We start from the raw sequence: 19,669 nt of genomic DNA, 5'->3' as shown, positions 1-19,669 counted from the left end.
ATGAAAGTAAAAGCATGTATTTACACGGATGCGGGTATTGCCCGTAAAGTAAACCAAGACTCTGTTTTGGTAAAAGTAGCAAGAACTAAAAATTTGGGAAGAATCTCTTTTGTTGCAGTCTGTGACGGATTGGGAGGCTTGTCTAAGGGAGAGGTAGCAAGCTGCAAGGTTATAAGAGCTTTGGAAAACTGGTTCCATGAAGAGTTGTGCCTTATGCAGGATCTAGAGGGCGAGAGATTGTTTGAGGTAATAGAGCAGTCTTGGAGAAGACTTATCGCAAGAGTGAACGGTGAGATAAGAAGATACGGAAAACACAGACGTATCAAGCTTGGAACGACACTTACCGCACTTTTACAGATAGGGACAAAATATATTCTCATGAATATCGGAGATTCCAGAATCTATATCGCCGGGAAAGATGATGTAAGGCAGCTTACAAAGGATCAGAGTATTGCGCAAAACGTTCTTTTGCAATGCGTCGGAACGTCAGGAACGCCTGAGCCTGAAATAGAGGTGGGGCAGTTTGACGGCAATTCAACTGTACTGGCGTGCAGTGACGGCTTTTGGAAGACCATGAACAGTGATGAGGTCTTTAAAATGCTATGTCCTCAGATGTGCGTGACATCTGAAGATATGCTTGATTCGTGCAAAAAACTTGCTGAAAGAGCATATTCAAGAAATGAAGAAGACAACGTTTCCGTAGCAGCGCTTTGCATGGAGTTCTGACGTATGGATAACATGGTTTTACATAGATATAAGCGGATAAAGCTGCTCGGCAGAGGAGGATGCGGAGATGCTTTTCTTGCACGCGACAGAGCGGGCGGGAAACTCGTGACCTTAAAGATCTTGAGAGATACAGGTGATAAAAGGTATAAAAAGGCAAGCGAGAGCCTTAAAAACGAGGCGGATATCCTTAAGAGGCTTAAATTCAAAGGAATACCGAGGCTTATAGATTGCGGAGAAGAATATATAGCTACAGAGTATATTCCGGGGAAAAGTCTTTTTACCATAATAGGTGAAAACGGAAGGCTTAAGGAAAAAGAAGCGGTCAGGATAGGAACTGAGCTTGTTACAATACTCGGTTATCTCCATGGGTTAAAAGAACCGGTGATCTACAGAGATTTAAAGCCGTCAAACATAATATTGGGAAATGATAATGCCGTGACACTTATAGATTACGGAGTTGCCAGAGTATACAGAGAGGGAGAGACAACTGACAGTACCTATCTGGGGACATGCGGTTTTGCTGCGCCCGAACAATACGGGCATCTTGGGCAAACAGATCCAAAGACAGATATATACTGCTTTGGGATGACTCTTTTGCAGATGGTGTCAGGGATCAATCCCAAAGATGACGTGGCTGTTTCAAGAGCCAAAGAAGCGGGAGTGCGAGGCGTATCACCTGAGCTTATGTCATTGATCGATAAATGTATTAAACCTGACAGAGAGGATAGGTTTAAAAGCTGTGATGAGATAAAAGCGGCTCTTATGAGATATCCGAGAACGGTCATGTTCAGAAAGATGATAATGGTTATAAAGGCCGGTGTGGCAGCAGCTTGTCTTTCAGCGGTAATATCTGCCGGAATGGCATATTACACACCTGCAAAAGACTATGTGCAGGAGGATGCAAGAAAGAGAATTCCTGCGGTCAAAGAGAGACTCGGAGTTGCTAGGATCAGGATTGAAGAATATTTAGAGGAGTTTAAATGATTATTTTTATATACACTTTTGTTGTTATTTTTATAGCGCTACTGCTTATTTTGGGAGTCGGAAGTCTCCTGGTCGGAGAGGGTGAAGCCCCGGCGGAGATTACGGAGGGCGAGGCGACGGCTGCAATGTGTACCACAAGACTGCTTGATACTTACTGCCCTGAAGACAGGATCAGCATGGATGATTTCGTTATAGAGCAGGATATGGTCTATACATATGACTCTTTTAACCTATAAAAAAATTGAATATTTAAGTAAAAAAGTGTCAAAAAAGTGTGAAAAAGGTTTTTTTATATTTTATTTCAAGTATAATGGACCCTATGTTGAAAAAAGAGCAGAAATTATTACTAATCAAAAAGGCAGCAATAAAGGGATTTTCAACTATTGCCATAGCTGTAATGCTGATATGTACTAAGTCTGCTGATGCATATGCAGCAGAAACACAGGCGGATTCGAAGTTCGATTATCGTTATTACGCTGATACGTACCCGGATCTGAAAGCGACTTTCGGATATGACGAGAAAGCGCTCAAAAAACACTATATCACATTCGGCAAAAAAGAAGGCAGAAAGTGCTGCCCGGACGAAGCCGCAGCGGTTCAGGGAGCGGTCAGACCAAATCAGGCGGGCAATGTTGTTGCGGATAAGTATGTGCTGGATATGTTTGCACAACTTAATGCTTATCGTACATCAAACGGATTGCCGGCGCTCGAACTCAGCCAGAAATGTGTTGATGTCGGAAACTTAAGAGCAAAAGAGATAGCTAAGAAGTTCTCGCATAATCGTCCCAACGGTACGGATTTTGCGGGAGCGTACACAGAACTTGGATATACAACACAGGCTGTTGGTGAAAACCTTGGTATGATCTATTCAAGTGCGACCGATCCGCAAGCAAATATTTCAAACTCAATGGGATTGTTTAAAGGCAGTTCCGGACATAATGAGAATATGTTGGATGCATCATGGAAATACGTTGGGTTTGGATACTATATTGAAGGCGGTACGGTATATTTTGTCCAAGAATTTGCAAACTAAATAAGGAAAGAGCATTGATGAAAGCCGTAGGCAAATAAAAAAGCCTACGGCTTTTGCTTGAGGAAGCTCGCGAACGTATGTTCAGATTTTTATAGACAGTTATCACTCGTAATGATATACTACGAATGGTATACCGTACTTGTTTCAGGTCTATCCATAGAAGATGAGGTTATAAGAAATAATGGACTTCAAACTACATTCTGATTATAAGCCTACCGGCGATCAGCCCAAGGCAATAGAGGATCTTGTTAAGGGTTTCCGTGAAGGTAACCAGTTTGAGACTTTGCTTGGAGTTACCGGTTCCGGTAAGACTTTTACCATGGCCAATGTTATTGCGGCCCTGAATAAACCCACACTTATCATTTCACATAACAAGACACTTGCCGGTCAGTTATATGGCGAGATGAAAGAATTTTTTCCGGAAAACGCCGTTGAGTACTTTGTGTCTTACTATGATTATTATCAGCCGGAGGCATATGTTCCTCAGACTGATACATATATAGCCAAGGATTCTTCGATAAATGATGAGATAGATAAGCTCAGACTGTCTGCGACAGCTTCTCTTTCAGAGAGGAATGATGTCATCGTAGTAGCCAGTGTTTCCTGTATTTATGGACTGGGAAGTCCGGATGAGTTCAAGGGGATGTCTATTTCTCTGCGTCCGGGCATGCAGAAAGACAGAGATGAAACGATCAAAGAGCTTGTGGCCATTCAGTACAACAGAAATGACATGGAGCTCGGAAGATGTAACTTCAGAGTCAGAGGAGATACGATTGAGATATTTCCTGCCAATGCAGATGACTATCTTATCAGAGTTGAGTTCTTCGGAGACGAGATAGACAGGATCACGGAGATAGAGCCTGTGACCGCCAAGGTCAGAAGCGAATTAAGCCATGTTATGATCTACCCCGCATCTCATTACGTTGTTCCGCAGGAGAAGATCAATGCGGCTTGCGACAATATTGAGAAAGAGCTCGAGGAGCAGATCAAGTTCTTTAAGGGTGAGGATAGACTTATTGAAGCTCAGAGGATATCCGAGAGAACCAATTTTGACGTAGAGATGCTCAGAGAAACGGGTTTTTGCTCCGGAATAGAGAATTATTCAAGACATCTTAATTTTATGAAACCGGGAGAGCCTCCGCTCACTCTTTTGGACTTCTTTGACAGGGATTTTCTTATAATAATCGATGAGTCACATATGACGATACCGCAGATCGGAGCGATGTATCACGGCGATAGGAGCAGAAAGCTTACTCTTGTTGATTACGGATTCAGACTGCCTTCTGCGCTTGATAACAGACCGCTTAATTTCGAGGAGTTTGAATCGCATATAGATCAGATGCTCTTTTGTTCGGCAACTCCCGGTAAATATGAGGAGGAACACGAGCTTCTTAGGACCGAGCAGGTTATAAGACCCACCGGACTTCTTGATCCTGAGATTTCGGTTCGCCCTGTCGAGGGACAGATTGATGATCTTATCGGTGAGATAAGAACCGAGATAGATAAAAAGAACAAGGTGCTTGTCACCACGCTTACCAAGCGGATGGCTGAGGATCTTACGGAATATCTTGCAGAATCCGGTATAAGAGTCAAGTATCTCCATTCGGATATTGATACGCTTGAAAGAGCGGAGATTATCAGGGATATGAGACTTGATGTGTTTGATGTTCTGGTAGGTATCAATCTTCTCAGAGAGGGACTTGATATTCCGGAGATATCGCTGGTTGCTATAATTGACGCCGATAAGGAAGGTTTCCTTCGTTCGGAGACTTCTCTTATCCAGACGATAGGACGTGCTGCGAGAAATGCAGAGGGACGCGTAATCATGTACGCCGATAACATGACGGATTCCATGAAGAAGGCTATTGATGAAACGAGAAGGCGTAGAGCTCTTCAGGAGAAATACAATGAGGAGCACGGCATTACTCCTCAGACTATCAAGAAGGCAGTAAGAGACCTTATTGCCGTTACCAAGGCTATCGCCAAGGAAGAGGTCAAGTTTGAGAAAGATCCCGAATCAATGGATAAGGAAGAACTTGAGAAGCTTATAGCTCAGATACAGAAGAAGATGAAACGTGCGGCTACGGAGCTTGATTTCGAGACTGCAGCGACGCTTCGTGATGAGATGATAAATCTAAAGAAAATATACAACGACCTCACAGAGGGCAAATGAATCATTGGCTACCTGAAATATGATAAAGTGCCAAGATCGGAGAATATATGTCTGATAACAACAGAATGACCAAAAAAAATACAACGACCAAGAGAATACTTCCCTCAGATATACATGACTATATCAGGGTAAGAGGTGCTGATGAGCATAACCTTAAACACGTAAGTGTTAAGATTCCCAGAGAGACTCTTACGGTATTTACGGGACTTTCGGGATCGGGTAAGTCATCTCTTGCTTTTGATACCATTTTTGCAGAAGGACAGAGAAGATACATGGAATCTCTTTCTTCATATGCGAGAATGTTCCTCGGACAGATGGATAAGCCCAACGTTGAGAGAATAGAGGGACTTTCTCCTACCATATCAATAGATCAGAAATCGACCAACAAAAACCCAAGATCAACTGTCGGTACGGTTACTGAGATCTATGATCACTTCAGACTTCTTTATGCGAGGATAGGAATACCGCATTGCCCGAACTGTGGACGAGAGATCAGAAGGCAGACCGTGGATGAGATGTGCGATCATATTCTTGCACTGGGTGAGGGAACAAAGATACAGATTCTTGCTCCCGTTGTAAGAGGCAAGAAGGGCGAGCATGCCAAGACACTCGACAGAGCGATCCGTGCCGGATATGTAAGAGCCAGGATTGACGGAAGTCAATATGACCTTACCGATGAAGAGATCAAGCTTGATAAGAATATTAAGCACAACATAGAGATAATAGTCGACAGAATTGTCGTTCATGAGGACAGTGACAGCCTTAGGAGCAGGCTTACAGACTCCGTTGAGAGTGCACTGGGGCTTGCCGATGGACTTCTTACGGTTGATGTTCTTGGAGGAAAAGAGCTTAGTTTTAGCCAGAACTTTGCCTGCCCCGATTGTGGTATCAGTATAGCGGAGATCGAACCAAGAAGCTTTTCTTTCAATAATCCTTTCGGTGCATGTCCCGACTGCGCAGGTCTCGGATACAAGATGGAATTTGATGAAGATCTTATGATTCCCGATAAGTCGCTTTCGCTTAATGACGGATGTATCGTGGTAATGGGATGGCAGTCTTCCAACAAAGAAGGCAGCTTTTCTAACGCTACACTAAAGGCACTGGCCAAGGCTTATAAGTTCAGTCTCGACACGCCATATCAAGATCTTCCCGAGAAAGTAAGACACATGCTCATATACGGAGCGGATAAGACTGTCAATGTACATTACAAGGGCTCAAGAGGAGAGGGTGATTATCCTATTCTTTTTGATGGACTTATAAGAAATGTTGAGCAGAGATACAGAGAAACATTTTCAGAGACAGCCAAAGCGGAGTATGAGGAGTTTATGAGAATAACTCCTTGTACCACATGTCACGGTCAGAGACTTAAGAAAGAAGCACTCGCCGTAACTATAGACGGGAAAAATATTTACGAGATTACTTCAATGTCTATCGACGAGCTTCAGAAGTATCTAGAAAATATGCAGCTTTCCGAGCACCAGCTTATGGTCGGAGGACAGATATTAAAAGAGATCAAGGCAAGGGTCGGATTCCTTGTGGATGTAGGTCTTGATTATCTTTCCCTTTCCAGAGCAACGGGAACACTTTCGGGTGGTGAGGCGCAGAGAATCAGACTTGCGACTCAGATCGGATCGGGACTTTGCGGAGTATGCTATATCCTTGATGAGCCCAGTATCGGACTTCATCAAAGAGACAATGATAAACTGCTTAATACTCTTAAGAATCTAAGAGACCTTGGAAATACACTTATAGTTGTCGAGCATGACGAGGATACGATGAGAGCGGCTGACTACATTGTGGATGTAGGTCCCGGGGCGGGCTCCAGAGGCGGTAAGATTGTTGCTGTCGGAACCGCAGAAGAGATCATGCAGGTAAAAGAGTCCATTACAGGTCAGTATCTTTCGGGAAAACTTAAGATAGAAGTACCGAAGGAGAGAAGACAACCTAAGGGATGGCTGAAAGTAAAAGGCGCCAAAGAAAATAACCTTAAGAACGTAGATATAGATGTTCCGCTCGGAGTGATGACTATAGTTACGGGAGTTTCCGGATCGGGAAAGAGCTCTTTTGTTAATGAAATCCTCTATAAGCACCTTGCAAGAGATCTTAACAGGGCTAGATGTATTCCCGGAAAGCACGACTCAATTGAGGGAATTGAGCAGGTCGATAAGGTGATCGCGATCGATCAGTCTCCGATCGGAAGAACGCCCAGATCCAATCCCGCAACATATACGGGCGTGTTCGATATGATAAGAGATCTTTTTGCCGGAACACCCGATGCCAAGGCAAAAGGATACAAGAAGGGTAGATTCTCGTTCAATGTAAAAGGCGGAAGATGCGAAGCCTGTGGAGGAGACGGAATCATAAAGATCGAGATGCATTTCCTTCCCGACGTATATGTACCTTGTGAAGTTTGCGGAGGTAAGAGATATAACCACGAGACTTTGGAGGTTAGATACAAGGGCAAGAATATTTATGATGTACTCAATATGACCGTTGAAGAAGCACTTACCTTCTTTGAGAATGTAAAGACAATAAAGCGTAAGATACAGACGCTTTATGATGTAGGACTTGGATATGTTAAACTTGGTCAGCCCAGCACGGAATTATCAGGTGGTGAGGCACAGAGAATTAAACTTGCGACCGAGCTAAGTAAAGTCAGCACCGGAAAAACGGTCTATATTCTTGATGAGCCGACGACAGGACTTCATTTTGCCGACGTTCAAAAGCTTGTAAAGATCATGCACGAACTTGTTGAACAAGGAAATACGGTTGTCGTTATCGAGCACAATCTCGATGTTATAAAAACGGGAGATTATATTATCGATATGGGACCCGAAGGAGGATCAAAGGGAGGTACCGTTGTTGTGTGCGGAACACCCGAGGAAGTTGCAAAATGTAAGAAGTCTTACACAGGCGCTTATATCAAGAAAATGCTGAAGTAAAGACATGTTGAAAACATGCCGATAATATATAAAAGTGCATAGCCCCTTTTAAAACTGGCTGTTTTGGTTTATAATGGCAGTGAAATTATAATCACTATATTAATATCCGCATTTATGCGCTGAAATAAATGCTACACAGTTTTTGAAAGGGGATTCTAGGATTATGCAGTATGCAGATATAGGAATTGATTTGGGAACAGCGTCTGTTCTTGTGTATATAAGAGGAAAGGGAGTTGTTCTTAAAGAGCCATCAGTTGTGGCTTACGACAGAGACACCGAGGAGATCAAGGCAATCGGTGAGGATGCGAGACTTATGCTTGGACGTACACCCGGCAATATCGTTGCGGTAAGACCGCTTCGTCAGGGAGTTATTTCTAACTATAAGATAACTGAGCAGATGATGAGATATTTCATCAAGAAAGCAATAGGAAAAAGAATTCACAGAAAGCCTTTTATTGCGGTTTGTGTTCCCAGTGGAGCAACAGAAGTTGAGAAGAAGGCTGTTGAAGATGCTACAAGACTTTGCGGAGCAAGGGATGTTAAGACTATCGAGGAGCCTATCGCGGCTGCCATCGGTGCCGGAATCGACATCACTAAGCCCTGCGGTAATATGATAGTAGATATCGGTGGTGGTACTTCAGATATCGCGGTTATCTCACTTGGCGGAACAGTTGTCAGCACTTCCGTTAAGGTTGCCGGAGATGACTTTGATGAGGCAATTGTTCGTTACATGAGAAAGAAGCACAATCTTCTTATCGGTGATAGAACAGCCGAGGATATCAAGATCAAGATCGGTTCGGCTTATCCGAGAGCTGAGGACGATTATATGGATGTAAGAGGAAGAAACCTTGTAACAGGTCTTCCCAAGACTGTAAGAGTATCTTCAGAGGAGACTGAGGAGGCGCTCAGAGAGCCTACATCTCAGATTATTGAGGCTATTCACAGTGTACTTGAGAACACTCCTCCGGAGCTTGCTGCGGATATCGCAGACAGAGGAATCGTACTTACAGGAGGCGGAGCACTTCTTCGCGGACTTGAGGAACTTATATATTCCAAGACAGGAATCAACACAATGACAGCAGAGGATCCCATGACAGCGGTTGCTATCGGAACCGGACGTTATGTGGAATTCATCGTTGGCTATCGTCAGGATTAAAAAACTATAGCGCCGTTCATGGATTGAATGGATAGTAAGACCAGGACGGTATGAGGTGAAATTGTATGGTAAAAGGTCTATACACAGCTTACACTGGAATGATCAATGAACAGCACAGAATGGATGTGCTCACCAACAATCTTGCTAATGCCAATACCAACGGATACAAAAAGGAAGGCGCAACTGCACAGTCTTTCAGTGATCAGCTTGCGCTCAAAATCAAAGACTATACTGATGCCCCGTTCACAGCTCGTGGACTGGGCATTATTAATCCCGGTGTTAAGATTGGCGAAGGCTATGTTGATTGGTCGGAAGGTCCGATGAAGGAGACAAACAACAAGTTTGATCTTGCTATCGGCGGATACGGATTCTTTGGAATCGAATATACCAATAAGGCCGTGAACATTGAAAGAGATGTTCCGAGTCAGACGGATATTATGTACACAAGAGACGGTAACTTCACACTTACCGCAGACGGCGCCCTTGTTACACAGGACGGTGACTTCGTTCTTTCACAGGATGGCGGACATATAGAGATCGATCCCAATCTTCCCGTAGAGATCAACACATTGGGAGATGTTATTCAGGACGGAGATGTAGTTGCGAGAATAGGTCTTTTTGATTTTGAAAAGACAATACATCCCGATGGAAGGATTGCTTATAACAATCTGGAGCATTACGGCGAGAATATGTTTATTCCTATAGAAGGAACCGCTCCCGTAGAGGCAAATGGTCAGATTTATGCGGGATTTTTGGAGCAGTCCAATGTATCTGTTGTTGATGAGATGGTCAACATGATCGCAGTGCAGAGAAACTACGATACCAACCAGAGAGTTATCACAACAATAGATGATACGCTTGATATCGCAGCTAACCAGCTCGGAAGAATGGGATAAAATTTTATAAAAATTTTATAATTATTTTTTCGGTTTTTGCCGATATATAGTCAGAGAGATGAAAATTACCAGTCACGGAGGACGGTAACTTGATTATCGGAGGTGACACATGGTTAGAAGTTTATGGTCAGCAGCAACAGGAATGAATGCTCAGCAGACTAATGTAGATACCATTTCCAACAACTTGGCAAATGTTAATACAGTAGGCTACAAGGCACAGGGAGCACAGTTTAAATCCCTTTTATATCAGGAGCTGCAAACTGTAACTACGACAGCTAACGGTGCGCCTAAGCCAACCAATTCACAGGTTGGACTTGGTGTTCGTACTTCAACAATAAATCAGTTCTTTTCACAGGGTTCTTTCCAGAACAGTGACAATCCGGCTGCTCTTGCCATAAGCGGAGACGGTTTCTTTGCTTACATGGCAGCAGATGGAGAGACAGTGCAGTATACCAGAAACGGTAACTTCACATGGGCGCTCCAGGAGACAGGCGGTAATGTTCTTGAGCTTACAACAGCAGAAGGAAACCCTGTTCTTGATGCGAATTTAAATCCTATTCTTGTTGAAAACAATGCAGTTGCGAGCCGTATTACGATCGGCGGTGACGGCAGAATATATTATCCCGATGAGGAAGGCGTTCCTCAGCAGGTAGGCGATGCTCAGATCGGACTTTGGCAGTTCAGAAACAGAGAAGGACTTGAGAGAGTCGGAAGCGCAGCATGGCAGGAGACTGCAGCAAGCGGAGAGCCTATTTCAGAGCTTGAAGGCGATGCCGAGATGAAGAGAAGTGAGATCGTTCAGGGATATCTTGAAGGATCAAACGTTAATGTGGCAACCGAGATGGTTAATCTTATCGTTGCACAGAGAGCATATGAAATGAACTCAACAGCAATCCAGACAACCGACGAGATGATGCAGACAGCTAACGGCCTTAAGAGGTAAGATGAGGAATAGATATGGCAGGATTTGATATTAAGGGGCTCAATGCCACTGCTATAACTGAATATGCAATGCAGGAAAGCAAGAATGCTTCCGCATCGATGCTTCAGAACAAGATTTCATCTACATCCAAGGAGTCGACAGACGAAGAGCTCTGGGCAGCATGTAAAGGATTTGAAGCATATTTCCTTGAGCAGATGTACAAAGAGATGCAGAAGTCGGTAGATGCACTTAAACCGGAAACACAGGACAGATCCACAAATACACTGGTCAATTTCTTTAAAGATCAGACCCTTCAGGATATATGTGCCGATTCTGTAGATTCTCAGAGTAATGGTTTTGCCAAGATGCTTTATGAGAATCTAAAACGCAATTACGACATCCCGAATGCTCCCGAGAAAAAGGACGAATAAAGCCTAAAATTTAGGCGCTCAATTCTTAAGAAAACTTAAGAATTGAGCGCTTTTTATTGTGCTATACTATATTCACTATGGAAAACGAAACAATAAAAGGTTATGTAGAACATTTTATATATAAGAACGAGGAAAACGGCTACGCGGTACTCAATCTTGTCACAGAGGATGATGAACTCACCTGCACCGGTAATTTTAAGGATGTCGATATAGGAGATACCCTTGAGATAACCGGTACTTTTGTCGATCATCCCGTCTATGGACATCAGCTGAAATCAGAGCATTACAAAATTTCTATTCCGGATGACGCCGTATCGATGCAAAGATATCTGGGATCGGGTGCGATCAGGGGAATCGGAGAGGCTCTTGCGGCTAGGATAGTCAAGAAGTTCGGAAACGATACATTTAGGATCATAGAAGATGAGCCCGAAAGACTTGCTGAAGTAAAGGGAATAAGCGAGAAAAAGGCAATAGACATAGCGATGCAGATGGCTGAGAAGAGAGAAATGCGTGACGCTATGATATTCCTTCAGCAATATGGGATCAGTAATGCCATGTCTGTAAAGATATACAACAGATATGGTACCGGAATATACGAAATATTAAAGGAGAATCCATATAGACTTGCAGATGACATAAGTGGAATCGGCTTTAAGATCGCTGATGAGATAGCAGGCAAAGTGGGAATTCGAGTGGATTCGGAATATCGCATAAGAAGCGGTATTCTTTATACTCTTTTGCAGTCTTCAATGGATGGAAACACGTATCTTCCGCGAGAAGAGCTTGTTTCAAAGACCGATCAGCTTTTGAGAAACGGTCCGGAAGACTATATTGATACCGATTCTATCTCTATGCAGATAGATAACCTAATAATGGATAAGAAGCTTGTGTGCAAAAATGACCGGAATATCTATGCTTCAGGCTATTTCTATGAGGAGCAGGCATGCGCCGTGATGCTTCATGACCTTAACATATCGGAGAAAGTAACCGCATCTGAGGAAGAAGTATATAAAAAGCGCATTCTGGATATTGAAAAAAGAAAAGGTCTCGAGCTTGATGAGCTGCAAAGAGAGGCCGTATTAAAAAGTATATCCAACGGAGTTGTGATAATAACGGGCGGCCCCGGAACCGGAAAGACAACAACGATAAATACCATAATAAATTACTATGCAAGCGAGGGACTTGATATCATGCTTGCTGCGCCTACGGGTAGAGCGGCAAAACGAATGACCGAGGCGACAGGCTATGAAGCCAGAACGATCCATAGACTTTTGGAAGTGTCAGGACAGGTAGAAGACGATGACAGGCATAGCGGATCAAGATTTGAAAAGAATTCGGACAACCCGCTTGAAGCAGACGCGATCATAATTGATGAGATGTCCATGGTTGACACTCATCTCTTTTGCGCACTTTTGAAAGCACTGGTACCCGGCGTACATCTAATACTTGTAGGTGACAGCTCGCAGCTTCCCAGCGTCGGACCCGGTCAGATTCTTGGAGATCTTATTAGCAGCGGAGAATTTCCGACCATATATCTTAAAAAGATCTTCAGACAGGCTGAAGAGAGCGATATTGTCATGAATGCTCACAGGATACACAACGGAGAAAAACCGGTTTTGGATAACAAGAGCCGAGATTTCTTTTTCCTTGAAAGAAGTGACGCAGATGTAATATACAAGCACATGATACAGCTTATCAGAGATAAATTGCCGAGCTACGTCGACGCCGGACCGCTCGACATACAGGTTCTTACACCCATGAAAAAAGGTCCGTTGGGAGCAATACAGCTCAATCAGGTGCTTCAGAAGTACCTAAATCCGCCGGAGTCGTCCAAAAAAGAGCATGCTTACGGTGACCAGCTCATAAGAGAGGGTGATAAGGTCATGCAGATAAGGAACAATTACCAAGCCCAATGGGAAGTTATCGGAAAATATAATATTCCGATAGATTCGGGAATGGGTGTTTTTAACGGCGATATGGGAATAGTAAAAGAGATAAATGAATATTCCCAGGATGTTGTTGTGGAATTTGATGAGAACAGGAGAGTCAGATATCCATTTTCCGAGCTTGATGAGATCGAGCTTTCATATGCCATAACAATTCATAAATCTCAAGGAAGTGAATATCCGGCAGTTATTATGCCGATTCTTGGCGGACCAAGGATGCTCTTAAATCGCAATCTTTTATATACTGCGGTTACAAGAGCAAAGAGCACGGTATGTATACTCGGAAGCAGCGCTACCCTCATGAACATGGTAGATAACGAGCAGCAGCTTAAGAGATATACGGGACTTGCGGATAGGATAAAAGAAGTATTTGATGTTGATAGAGAATAAAGAGTTAAAAGAAACGCAGAGTATCGTGTTTGACCTTCTTTTTCCGAGAAGATGCCCTGTATGTGACGAGATAGTGCCACCTTTTGTATATTCGGATGGCAAAATATTGCGTGGAGGCTTGATTCACGATGGATGCAGGAAAAAACCAAAGCCCGTAAAGGGAGTTACATGCATGAAATGCGGTAAACCTCTGATGAAAACTGAAGAGGATGAAGAATATTGCTTGGATTGCAGGAAACATGTGCATTATTTTGATCGAGGCTTCTCGCTTTTTAAGTACAGAAGCATATCAGGATCAATCTATAGGTTTAAATATGCGGGAAGAGCCGAATATGCGGATTATTATGCGGCCGAAACGGTAAGAAGACTTGGGAAAAGGTTGAATAACCTGGGAATACAAGCTCTTATACCTGTTCCGATGTATGAACAAAAGCGAAATGAGAGGGGATATAACCAGGCGGAGATATATGCGAGGAAGCTTTCCGAGATAATCGGAATCCCCACTTACACGGATGTGATAAAAAGGGTCAAAAGCACAGTACCGATGAAGGGTTTGGACGCCCGAACAAGGCGCAATAATTTGAAAAAAGCTTTTAATATAGTGCGAAATGATGTAAAATTTAGGTGTATACTTATTATCGATGACATCTACACAACAGGAAGTACCGTTGATGAGATCGCCCATGAGTTTCGTATGACGGGTGTGGACAGAATCTATGTCCTTACGCTTGCCATAGGGCAAACTACTTAACATATATGGAGGTCATTTTATGAACTTACGGAATTGTTCAAGATGCGGTAAGATGTTTAATTACATTGGAGGTCAGCCAATCTGCGAACCTTGTAAGAAGGCTATCGAAGAGGATTTCCAGAAGATTAAGCAGTACATTGCGGATAATCCGCATGCAAGTCTCAAACAGATCGCAGAAGATAATGAGGTATCATCTAAGCAAATCCAGCAGTGGATCCGTGAGGAGAGACTGATGTTTGCTGAAGGCTCACCGATTCAGCTCCAGTGCGAGAGCTGCGGCGCGTCAATATTAACAGGAAGATTTTGTGCCAAATGTAAGGCAACAATGGCAAATAATCTCAACAATACCTTTGCCAGACCCAAGCCTACACTTGAACAGCCCGTCAAAAAGGATAACAAGGCCGGAATGCGCTTCCTGGATACTTAAGGAGCAAGAATGTTAAATGAAGAAAAAGTCATCTTGATGACTAGGATGGCTGCGTTCATAGACCGAGAGGGTAAAAAGAACGATGCGATAAATTCATATTTTAAGAGCGATTATATCGGATTGAATGTGATCAAATCTGTTATAAGCGCGACCATCGTCTTTGTTATTATCGTCGGGGCCTATGTTTTGTATGACTTTGAGAAAGTCTTGGCAGATGTTTACAATACCAATAATTTATTAAATACCGGCAGGAGGCTGTTAATTTACTACCTCCTGCTTGTTGGCGTGTATTCTCTTATATCATACGTTATTTATTCTTATCGCTATTCCAAGATGCGTAAGAGTATGAAGGGGTATTACGGTGACTTAAAGAGGCTCGCCAGAATGTACGAAAAGGAAAGGTAACATGACAGCATTACTAGAAATCAAACAAGCTATTAGAAAATTTTATATCAAAAACGAAGTTTATATCACTTATTTGTGGAAGTTCCTTTTGGCACTTATCTCAATAGCGGTTATCAACAATAAGCTTGGCTATATGAGTAGCCTCAACAATATCGCTATTGTTCTCATGGCATCATTGCTATGTGCTATTCTTCCCGCCAATTTCATAGTGTTTATAGCGGCAGTGTTCATAATCGGACACCTGTTTGCGTTGGCACCGGAGTGTGCAGTTATTGCACTTATAGTGTTTGCACTTATGTTTCTTTTGTATTTTAGATTTTCACCGAAAGATACTTTGGCAGTGCTTCTTACTCCGCTGCTTTTCTTCCTGCATATTCCATATGTGGTACCTATCGCAGCAGGACTTCTCGGAACACCGGCATCTATAATTTCGGTATCATTCGGACTTGTGATCTCGTACATGATATCGTACTTCTCGGCCAAGACAACCGGAGCGGGAAGTGAAAACGTAGAAGCTGCAGCGCTTGAGTTTAAATCAATGATCACGGGAATGCTTGGAAACAAGGCTATGATCGTAATGATTGCTGCGTTTGCAATTACTATCGCGGTTGTATATATCATTCGCAGATCTTCGGTTGATAATTGTTGGAAAATCGCAATTGCATCCGGTGCGATTGCTCTTGTTATCGTTGCGATAATCGGAGCGGTTGCGACCAAAGCAGACATCTCCATCGCCGGAGTTATAATCGGAACCATCATTTCTGCAGTTCTTACGCTGGTGATAGAGTTCTTTTCCTTCAATCTTGATTATTCGAGAACCGAGAAGGTTCAGTTTGAAGATGACGACTATTATTACTATGTAAAAGCGGTACCCAAGGTAACGCTTACAGCACCCAACAGAAGGGTTAAAAAGATAAATCGCGCCACAGGACAGCGCTGATATTATTCTATGTTCTAAGGAAGCACTATGAAACAGTTGGATTTGGGTTCTCTTTTTGATCTAAACAGAACAAATCTTCATATGCCCATGATAAGAATCCCTGATATTCTGGAAATAATTATTATTGCATTTCTGGTATATCATATTTTGGTGTGGGCAAAAAACACCAGATTATGGTCGCTTCTTAAGGGAATAGTTGTCATCGTTGTTTTTATTCTTATTGCAACACTTATGGAAATGTCGACTATCTTGTGGATAGTTGAGAGAGTGTTCAGTATTGCGATCATTGCGATGGTTGTTATATTGCAGCCGGAACTTCGAAAGGCACTTGAAGAGCTTGGACGAAAGAATTTCTTCTCGAATTTTTTGTCGCTCGGTAATTCAAGAATGTCGGGAAGGTTTTCTGACAATACTTTAAATGAGATTGTTAAAGCAAGTGTGGAGATGGCCAAAGTCAGAACGGGTGCACTTATAGTTATAGAGCAGAATCACCCGCTTACAGAGTTTGAGAGGACAGGAATTGATGTTGATGCTTTGGTTTCAAGCCAGCTTCTCATCAATATCTTTGAGCATAATACTCCGCTTCATGACGGAGCGGTTCTTATCAGAGGAGACAGGATCACATCTGCAACATGCTATCTTCCGCTTTCTGATAATATGGGAATCGGAAAAGAACTGGGAACAAGACATCGTGCAGGTGTAGGTGTTTCGGAAGTTACCGATTCTCTTACGATCATTGTATCCGAGGAAACAGGTAAGATAAGTGTGGCATACGGAGGAGAGCTTGAAAGAGCTCTTGACAGTGACAGACTTCGTGAGAGACTTCGTATCTTGCAGGACAAACATGAGGAGGAAGCACCGATTAAGTACTTCGCCAGAAAGGCCAAGGTGAAAAAATGAAGAAATTAACGGCTAACTGGGTACTTAAATTGGTATCGCTTTTGTTCGCATTTATTGTGTGGTTTTTGGTAACCAACATAAACGATCCCCTGCAATCAAAGACTTTTCGTAATGTAACGGTCACATTAGAGAATCCCGACTATCTTGAAGAAAGAGGACAGGTCGGAATTATTCTTGACGGTTCAAATACCATTAGTTCCGTTACTGTTTATGCGGCGCGTTCGATCGTTGAGCAGCTTGAGAAAAATAATATAGTTGCTACTGCGGATATGCAGCAGCTTTCGCCTTCAAATACAGTAAGCATCAATGTTACTACCAATAAGTACAGTGAAAAGATAGACAACATAGTGCTTAGTTCTGATGTTGTTAAACTTAATGTTGAGAAAAAGGCAACCAGAACATTCAGATTGGTGGCGACAACATCAGGAGAGCTTGAGGACGGCTATATAACGGGCGATGTTGCGCTTAATCAGAATATGATCAAGATAAGCGGTCCGGCATCGGTTGTGAACAACGTTGCCAAGGCTGCGGTAGATATTGACGTGACCGGATTTGCACACGCGGACGATGTAAGCGCGGAAAGCGATATAGTGTTGTACGACAATGACAACGAAGTCATAGACCCGGATGAATCCAATCTGGAAATGAATATCAGAAAAGTCGGATTTAAGGTTCCGATTTTGGAAACCAAGAAAGTGCCGCTTAAGGTTAAATATTCGGGACAACCCGCAAACGGATATGCAGTCAGTGACGTTGCGGCCGATCCGGGAGAAATACTTATTGCCGGTAAGAGCAATGTCCTTAAAAAGGTAGATTCGATCGTGGTTGAATCAGATGATCTTGATGTAACGGGACTGAAAGATAACCTGCTATATAGCGTTGACCTGACTAAGTATATTCCGTCGGGCATCTCGTTCGGAGATCCGAAATTCAATGGCAAGGCTATGATAGCAGTAAATATAGGAGCCATCACAGAATCGACTGTTGACGTCAGCATTAAGAATATTACGGTTGGCGAAGCACCTGAAGGCTTTGAGGTGAAGGTCGATGACAATGAATATGATACGGTTTCGCTTACTCTTGAGGGACTTGAGAGCAAGCTTAACGTTCTGAATACCGATGCGCTCAGGGGTACAGTGGATATTAACAAGGTCATGAAGAATAACAACCTTACTGAACTTGCCGAGGGTACATACAGTGCCGAGGTAGAGTGGGTTCTTCCGAACGGAATTAAAGAGAAGACTCCCGTCAGTGTATATATAACAGTTAAAAAAGAAGATTAAAGAGGTTTTTATCATGGGTAGATTATTTGGAACAGATGGTGTAAGAGGAGTAGCCAATGATGAGCTTACACCGCTTCTTGCTATGCAGCTTGGACAGGCCGGCGCATATGTTTTATCTAAAGAGGTTAATCACAGACCAACAATTATGGTCGGATGTGATACAAGACTTTCGGGCGATATGCTCGCCAGCGCACTTATGGCAGGAGCATGTTCGGTAGGTGCGGATGTAGTCAATGTGGGTATTATTCCCACTCCTGCAGTTGCATATCTTACCAGAAAATACAGAGTTGATGCGGGAGTAGTTATTTCAGCATCCCATAATCCTATGGAGTTTAACGGTATCAAGTTCTTTGACGGAAACGGATATAAGCTTCCCGATGAGCTTGAGGATGAGATCGAGGCACTTATCAAGAACAATATGGAAGGCGTAAAGATGCCTACCGGTGCCGGAATCGGTAAGATCAAGAACAGAAGTGATGCAAAAGAAGAATATATCAACCACAACTTAAGAGCTGTAGATATCAATCTTGAAGGAATGAAGGTCGTAATGGACTGCGCTGAGGGTGCATCATATTACACTTCTGTTGAAGCGATCAAACAGCTTGGTGCTGAGGTTATTGTAATACACAACAATCCTGACGGAACCAATATCAATGCAAATTGCGGTTCAACACATATGGAAGAGTTGATGGGAAGGGTTGTTACCGAGAAAGCAGATATAGGACTTGCTTTTGACGGAGATGCCGACAGATTCCTTGCCGTAGATGAGAACGGTAAGCTTGTAGACGGCGATGAGATCATGGCTATTATCGGAAAGTTTATGAAGGAGAAGGGCAAACTTTCCGGAGATACTATAGTAGCAACAATAATGAGTAACCTGGGATTCTTTAAGATGGCGGAAAGAGAAGGAATTCGTGTCGATAAGACCAAGGTAGGAGACAGATACGTTCTCGAGCACATGGAAGAAATCGGTGCCAACCTTGGAGGCGAACAGTCCGGACACATTATCTTCTTGGATGACAATACTACCGGAGACGGTTTGTTATCTGCGCTTCATCTTTTGGAGGTTATGGTTGCCACAAAGAAGCCTCTTTCAGAACTTGCCAAAGTTATGGAAGTTATGCCTCAGGCGCTGGTTAATGCTCATGTTCCCAATCACAAGAAGGAAGCATACATGGAGTATCCTGAAATTGCCGGTGCTATCGAAGAATTGGAGAAACATTTTGCCGGAGACGGAAGAGTACTTATCAGACCTTCCGGAACAGAACCTCTCGTAAGAGTAATGATCGAGGGTAAAGACCAGGCAGAGATCGACAAAGAGGCTAATAAGCTTGCTAAGCTTATCGAGGAGGTTATGCTGTAAT

Annotated in this window: 18 protein-coding genes; all 18 read left to right on the top strand. The window is 43.0% G+C overall.

Translation table 11 applies throughout. From position 1 onward, the window contains the following. The 18 genes from BM377_RS09870 (at nucleotide 1) to glmM (ending at nucleotide 19,668) form a co-directional block, all read left to right on the top strand. The gene (locus BM377_RS09870) at nucleotides 1-726 is read left to right on the top strand and encodes a PP2C family protein-serine/threonine phosphatase (protein WP_092247459.1); all 726 of its coding nucleotides are present in this window, start codon (nucleotides 1-3) and stop codon (nucleotides 724-726) included. A gap of 3 nt (nucleotides 727-729) precedes the next feature. Further along, entirely contained in the window at nucleotides 730-1,710 is a 981-nt protein-coding gene (locus BM377_RS09865) for a serine/threonine protein kinase (RefSeq protein WP_092247457.1), read from the top strand. Further along, the gene (locus BM377_RS09860; RefSeq protein WP_092247455.1) at nucleotides 1,707-1,946 is read left to right on the top strand and encodes a hypothetical protein; all 240 of its coding nucleotides are present in this window, start codon (nucleotides 1,707-1,709) and stop codon (nucleotides 1,944-1,946) included. The genes BM377_RS09865 and BM377_RS09860 overlap by 4 nt, the downstream gene beginning before the upstream one ends. Nucleotides 1,947-2,029: 83 nt before the next feature. After that, entirely contained in the window at nucleotides 2,030-2,743 is a 714-nt protein-coding gene (locus tag BM377_RS09855) for a CAP domain-containing protein (protein WP_177223850.1), read from the top strand. A gap of 181 nt (nucleotides 2,744-2,924) precedes the next feature. Next, nucleotides 2,925-4,916, top strand: coding sequence for an excinuclease ABC subunit UvrB (gene uvrB / locus BM377_RS09850; RefSeq protein WP_092247451.1), 1,992 nt, complete (start codon nucleotides 2,925-2,927; stop codon nucleotides 4,914-4,916). A 65-nt stretch (nucleotides 4,917-4,981) separates the two neighbouring features. After that, nucleotides 4,982-7,858 (top strand): excinuclease ABC subunit UvrA, encoded by a 2,877-nt coding sequence (uvrA, locus tag BM377_RS09845; RefSeq protein WP_092247558.1) that lies wholly within the window; start codon nucleotides 4,982-4,984, stop codon nucleotides 7,856-7,858. Between the two features lie 163 nt (nucleotides 7,859-8,021). Further along, complete coding sequence (locus BM377_RS09840) at nucleotides 8,022-9,014, top strand: rod shape-determining protein (RefSeq protein WP_092247449.1); 993 nt, start codon at nucleotides 8,022-8,024, stop codon at nucleotides 9,012-9,014. 65 nt (nucleotides 9,015-9,079) lie between these two features. Next, nucleotides 9,080-9,910, top strand: coding sequence for a flagellar hook-basal body protein (locus tag BM377_RS09835; RefSeq protein WP_092247447.1), 831 nt, complete (start codon nucleotides 9,080-9,082; stop codon nucleotides 9,908-9,910). A 109-nt stretch (nucleotides 9,911-10,019) separates the two neighbouring features. Beyond that, nucleotides 10,020-10,853 carry a flagellar hook-basal body protein gene (locus BM377_RS09830; protein ID WP_092247445.1) on the top strand — a complete coding sequence of 278 codons (834 nt, stop codon included), beginning with the start codon at nucleotides 10,020-10,022 and terminating at the stop codon, nucleotides 10,851-10,853. 14 nt (nucleotides 10,854-10,867) lie between these two features. Next, complete coding sequence (locus tag BM377_RS09825) at nucleotides 10,868-11,263, top strand: hypothetical protein (protein WP_092247443.1); 396 nt, start codon at nucleotides 10,868-10,870, stop codon at nucleotides 11,261-11,263. 77 nt (nucleotides 11,264-11,340) lie between these two features. Further along, nucleotides 11,341-13,599, top strand: coding sequence for an SF1B family DNA helicase RecD2 (recD2, locus tag BM377_RS09820; protein ID WP_092247441.1), 2,259 nt, complete (start codon nucleotides 11,341-11,343; stop codon nucleotides 13,597-13,599). Continuing rightward, entirely contained in the window at nucleotides 13,583-14,350 is a 768-nt protein-coding gene (locus BM377_RS09815) for a ComF family protein (protein ID WP_092247439.1), read from the top strand. The genes recD2 and BM377_RS09815 overlap by 17 nt, the downstream gene beginning before the upstream one ends. A 19-nt stretch (nucleotides 14,351-14,369) precedes the next feature. Next, a complete protein-coding gene (locus BM377_RS09810; protein WP_177223849.1) occupies nucleotides 14,370-14,777 on the top strand; it encodes a flagellar protein in 408 nt (135 codons plus the stop codon). 9 nt (nucleotides 14,778-14,786) lie between these two features. Further along, nucleotides 14,787-15,182: a hypothetical protein gene (locus BM377_RS09805; protein ID WP_092247433.1), complete on the top strand. Its 396-nt coding sequence runs from the start codon at nucleotides 14,787-14,789 to the stop codon at nucleotides 15,180-15,182. A 1-nt stretch (nucleotide 15,183) separates the two neighbouring features. Then, nucleotides 15,184-16,122, top strand: a complete 939-nt coding sequence (locus BM377_RS09800) for a hypothetical protein (RefSeq protein WP_092247430.1) — start codon at nucleotides 15,184-15,186, stop codon at nucleotides 16,120-16,122. A gap of 27 nt (nucleotides 16,123-16,149) precedes the next feature. Continuing rightward, nucleotides 16,150-17,022: a diadenylate cyclase CdaA gene (gene cdaA, locus BM377_RS09795; RefSeq protein ID WP_092247427.1), complete on the top strand. Its 873-nt coding sequence runs from the start codon at nucleotides 16,150-16,152 to the stop codon at nucleotides 17,020-17,022. Then, nucleotides 17,019-18,305 carry a CdaR family protein gene (locus tag BM377_RS09790; RefSeq protein ID WP_092247424.1) on the top strand — a complete coding sequence of 429 codons (1,287 nt, stop codon included), beginning with the start codon at nucleotides 17,019-17,021 and terminating at the stop codon, nucleotides 18,303-18,305. Before cdaA ends, BM377_RS09790 begins: the two co-directional genes overlap by 4 nt. A 13-nt stretch (nucleotides 18,306-18,318) precedes the next feature. Then, entirely contained in the window at nucleotides 18,319-19,668 is a 1,350-nt protein-coding gene (glmM, locus tag BM377_RS09785; protein ID WP_092247422.1) for a phosphoglucosamine mutase, read from the top strand. Nucleotide 19,669 lies beyond the last annotated feature (1 nt).

This window comes from Butyrivibrio sp. INlla21 (genome assembly GCF_900116875.1).
GTDB lineage: Bacteria > Bacillota > Clostridia > Lachnospirales > Lachnospiraceae > Butyrivibrio.
This window is presented reverse-complemented; position numbering and strand designations above follow the sequence as displayed.

What these genes read in the sequence shown, in the direction of transcription:
- BM377_RS09835 (WP_092247447.1), top strand. Translation starts at nt 9,080, where the DNA reads ATGGTAAAAGGTCTATACACAGCTTACACTGGAATGATCAATGAACAG.
- BM377_RS09870 (WP_092247459.1), top strand. Translation starts at nt 1, where the DNA reads ATGAAAGTAAAAGCATGTATTTACACGGATGCGGGTATTGCCCGTAAA.
- uvrA (WP_092247558.1), top strand. Translation starts at nt 4,982, where the DNA reads ATGACCAAAAAAAATACAACGACCAAGAGAATACTTCCCTCAGATATA.
- BM377_RS09830 (WP_092247445.1), top strand. Translation starts at nt 10,020, where the DNA reads ATGGTTAGAAGTTTATGGTCAGCAGCAACAGGAATGAATGCTCAGCAG.
- BM377_RS09800 (WP_092247430.1), top strand. Translation starts at nt 15,184, where the DNA reads ATGACAGCATTACTAGAAATCAAACAAGCTATTAGAAAATTTTATATC.
- BM377_RS09855 (WP_177223850.1), top strand. Translation starts at nt 2,030, where the DNA reads ATGTTGAAAAAAGAGCAGAAATTATTACTAATCAAAAAGGCAGCAATA.
- BM377_RS09865 (WP_092247457.1), top strand. Translation starts at nt 730, where the DNA reads ATGGATAACATGGTTTTACATAGATATAAGCGGATAAAGCTGCTCGGC.
- glmM (WP_092247422.1), top strand. Translation starts at nt 18,319, where the DNA reads ATGGGTAGATTATTTGGAACAGATGGTGTAAGAGGAGTAGCCAATGAT.
- BM377_RS09810 (WP_177223849.1), top strand. Translation starts at nt 14,370, where the DNA reads ATGAACTTACGGAATTGTTCAAGATGCGGTAAGATGTTTAATTACATT.
- BM377_RS09815 (WP_092247439.1), top strand. Translation starts at nt 13,583, where the DNA reads ATGTTGATAGAGAATAAAGAGTTAAAAGAAACGCAGAGTATCGTGTTT.
- uvrB (WP_092247451.1), top strand. Translation starts at nt 2,925, where the DNA reads ATGGACTTCAAACTACATTCTGATTATAAGCCTACCGGCGATCAGCCC.
- BM377_RS09805 (WP_092247433.1), top strand. Translation starts at nt 14,787, where the DNA reads ATGTTAAATGAAGAAAAAGTCATCTTGATGACTAGGATGGCTGCGTTC.
- cdaA (WP_092247427.1), top strand. Translation starts at nt 16,150, where the DNA reads ATGAAACAGTTGGATTTGGGTTCTCTTTTTGATCTAAACAGAACAAAT.
- BM377_RS09860 (WP_092247455.1), top strand. Translation starts at nt 1,707, where the DNA reads ATGATTATTTTTATATACACTTTTGTTGTTATTTTTATAGCGCTACTG.
- BM377_RS09825 (WP_092247443.1), top strand. Translation starts at nt 10,868, where the DNA reads ATGGCAGGATTTGATATTAAGGGGCTCAATGCCACTGCTATAACTGAA.
- BM377_RS09790 (WP_092247424.1), top strand. Translation starts at nt 17,019, where the DNA reads ATGAAGAAATTAACGGCTAACTGGGTACTTAAATTGGTATCGCTTTTG.
- BM377_RS09840 (WP_092247449.1), top strand. Translation starts at nt 8,022, where the DNA reads ATGCAGTATGCAGATATAGGAATTGATTTGGGAACAGCGTCTGTTCTT.
- recD2 (WP_092247441.1), top strand. Translation starts at nt 11,341, where the DNA reads ATGGAAAACGAAACAATAAAAGGTTATGTAGAACATTTTATATATAAG.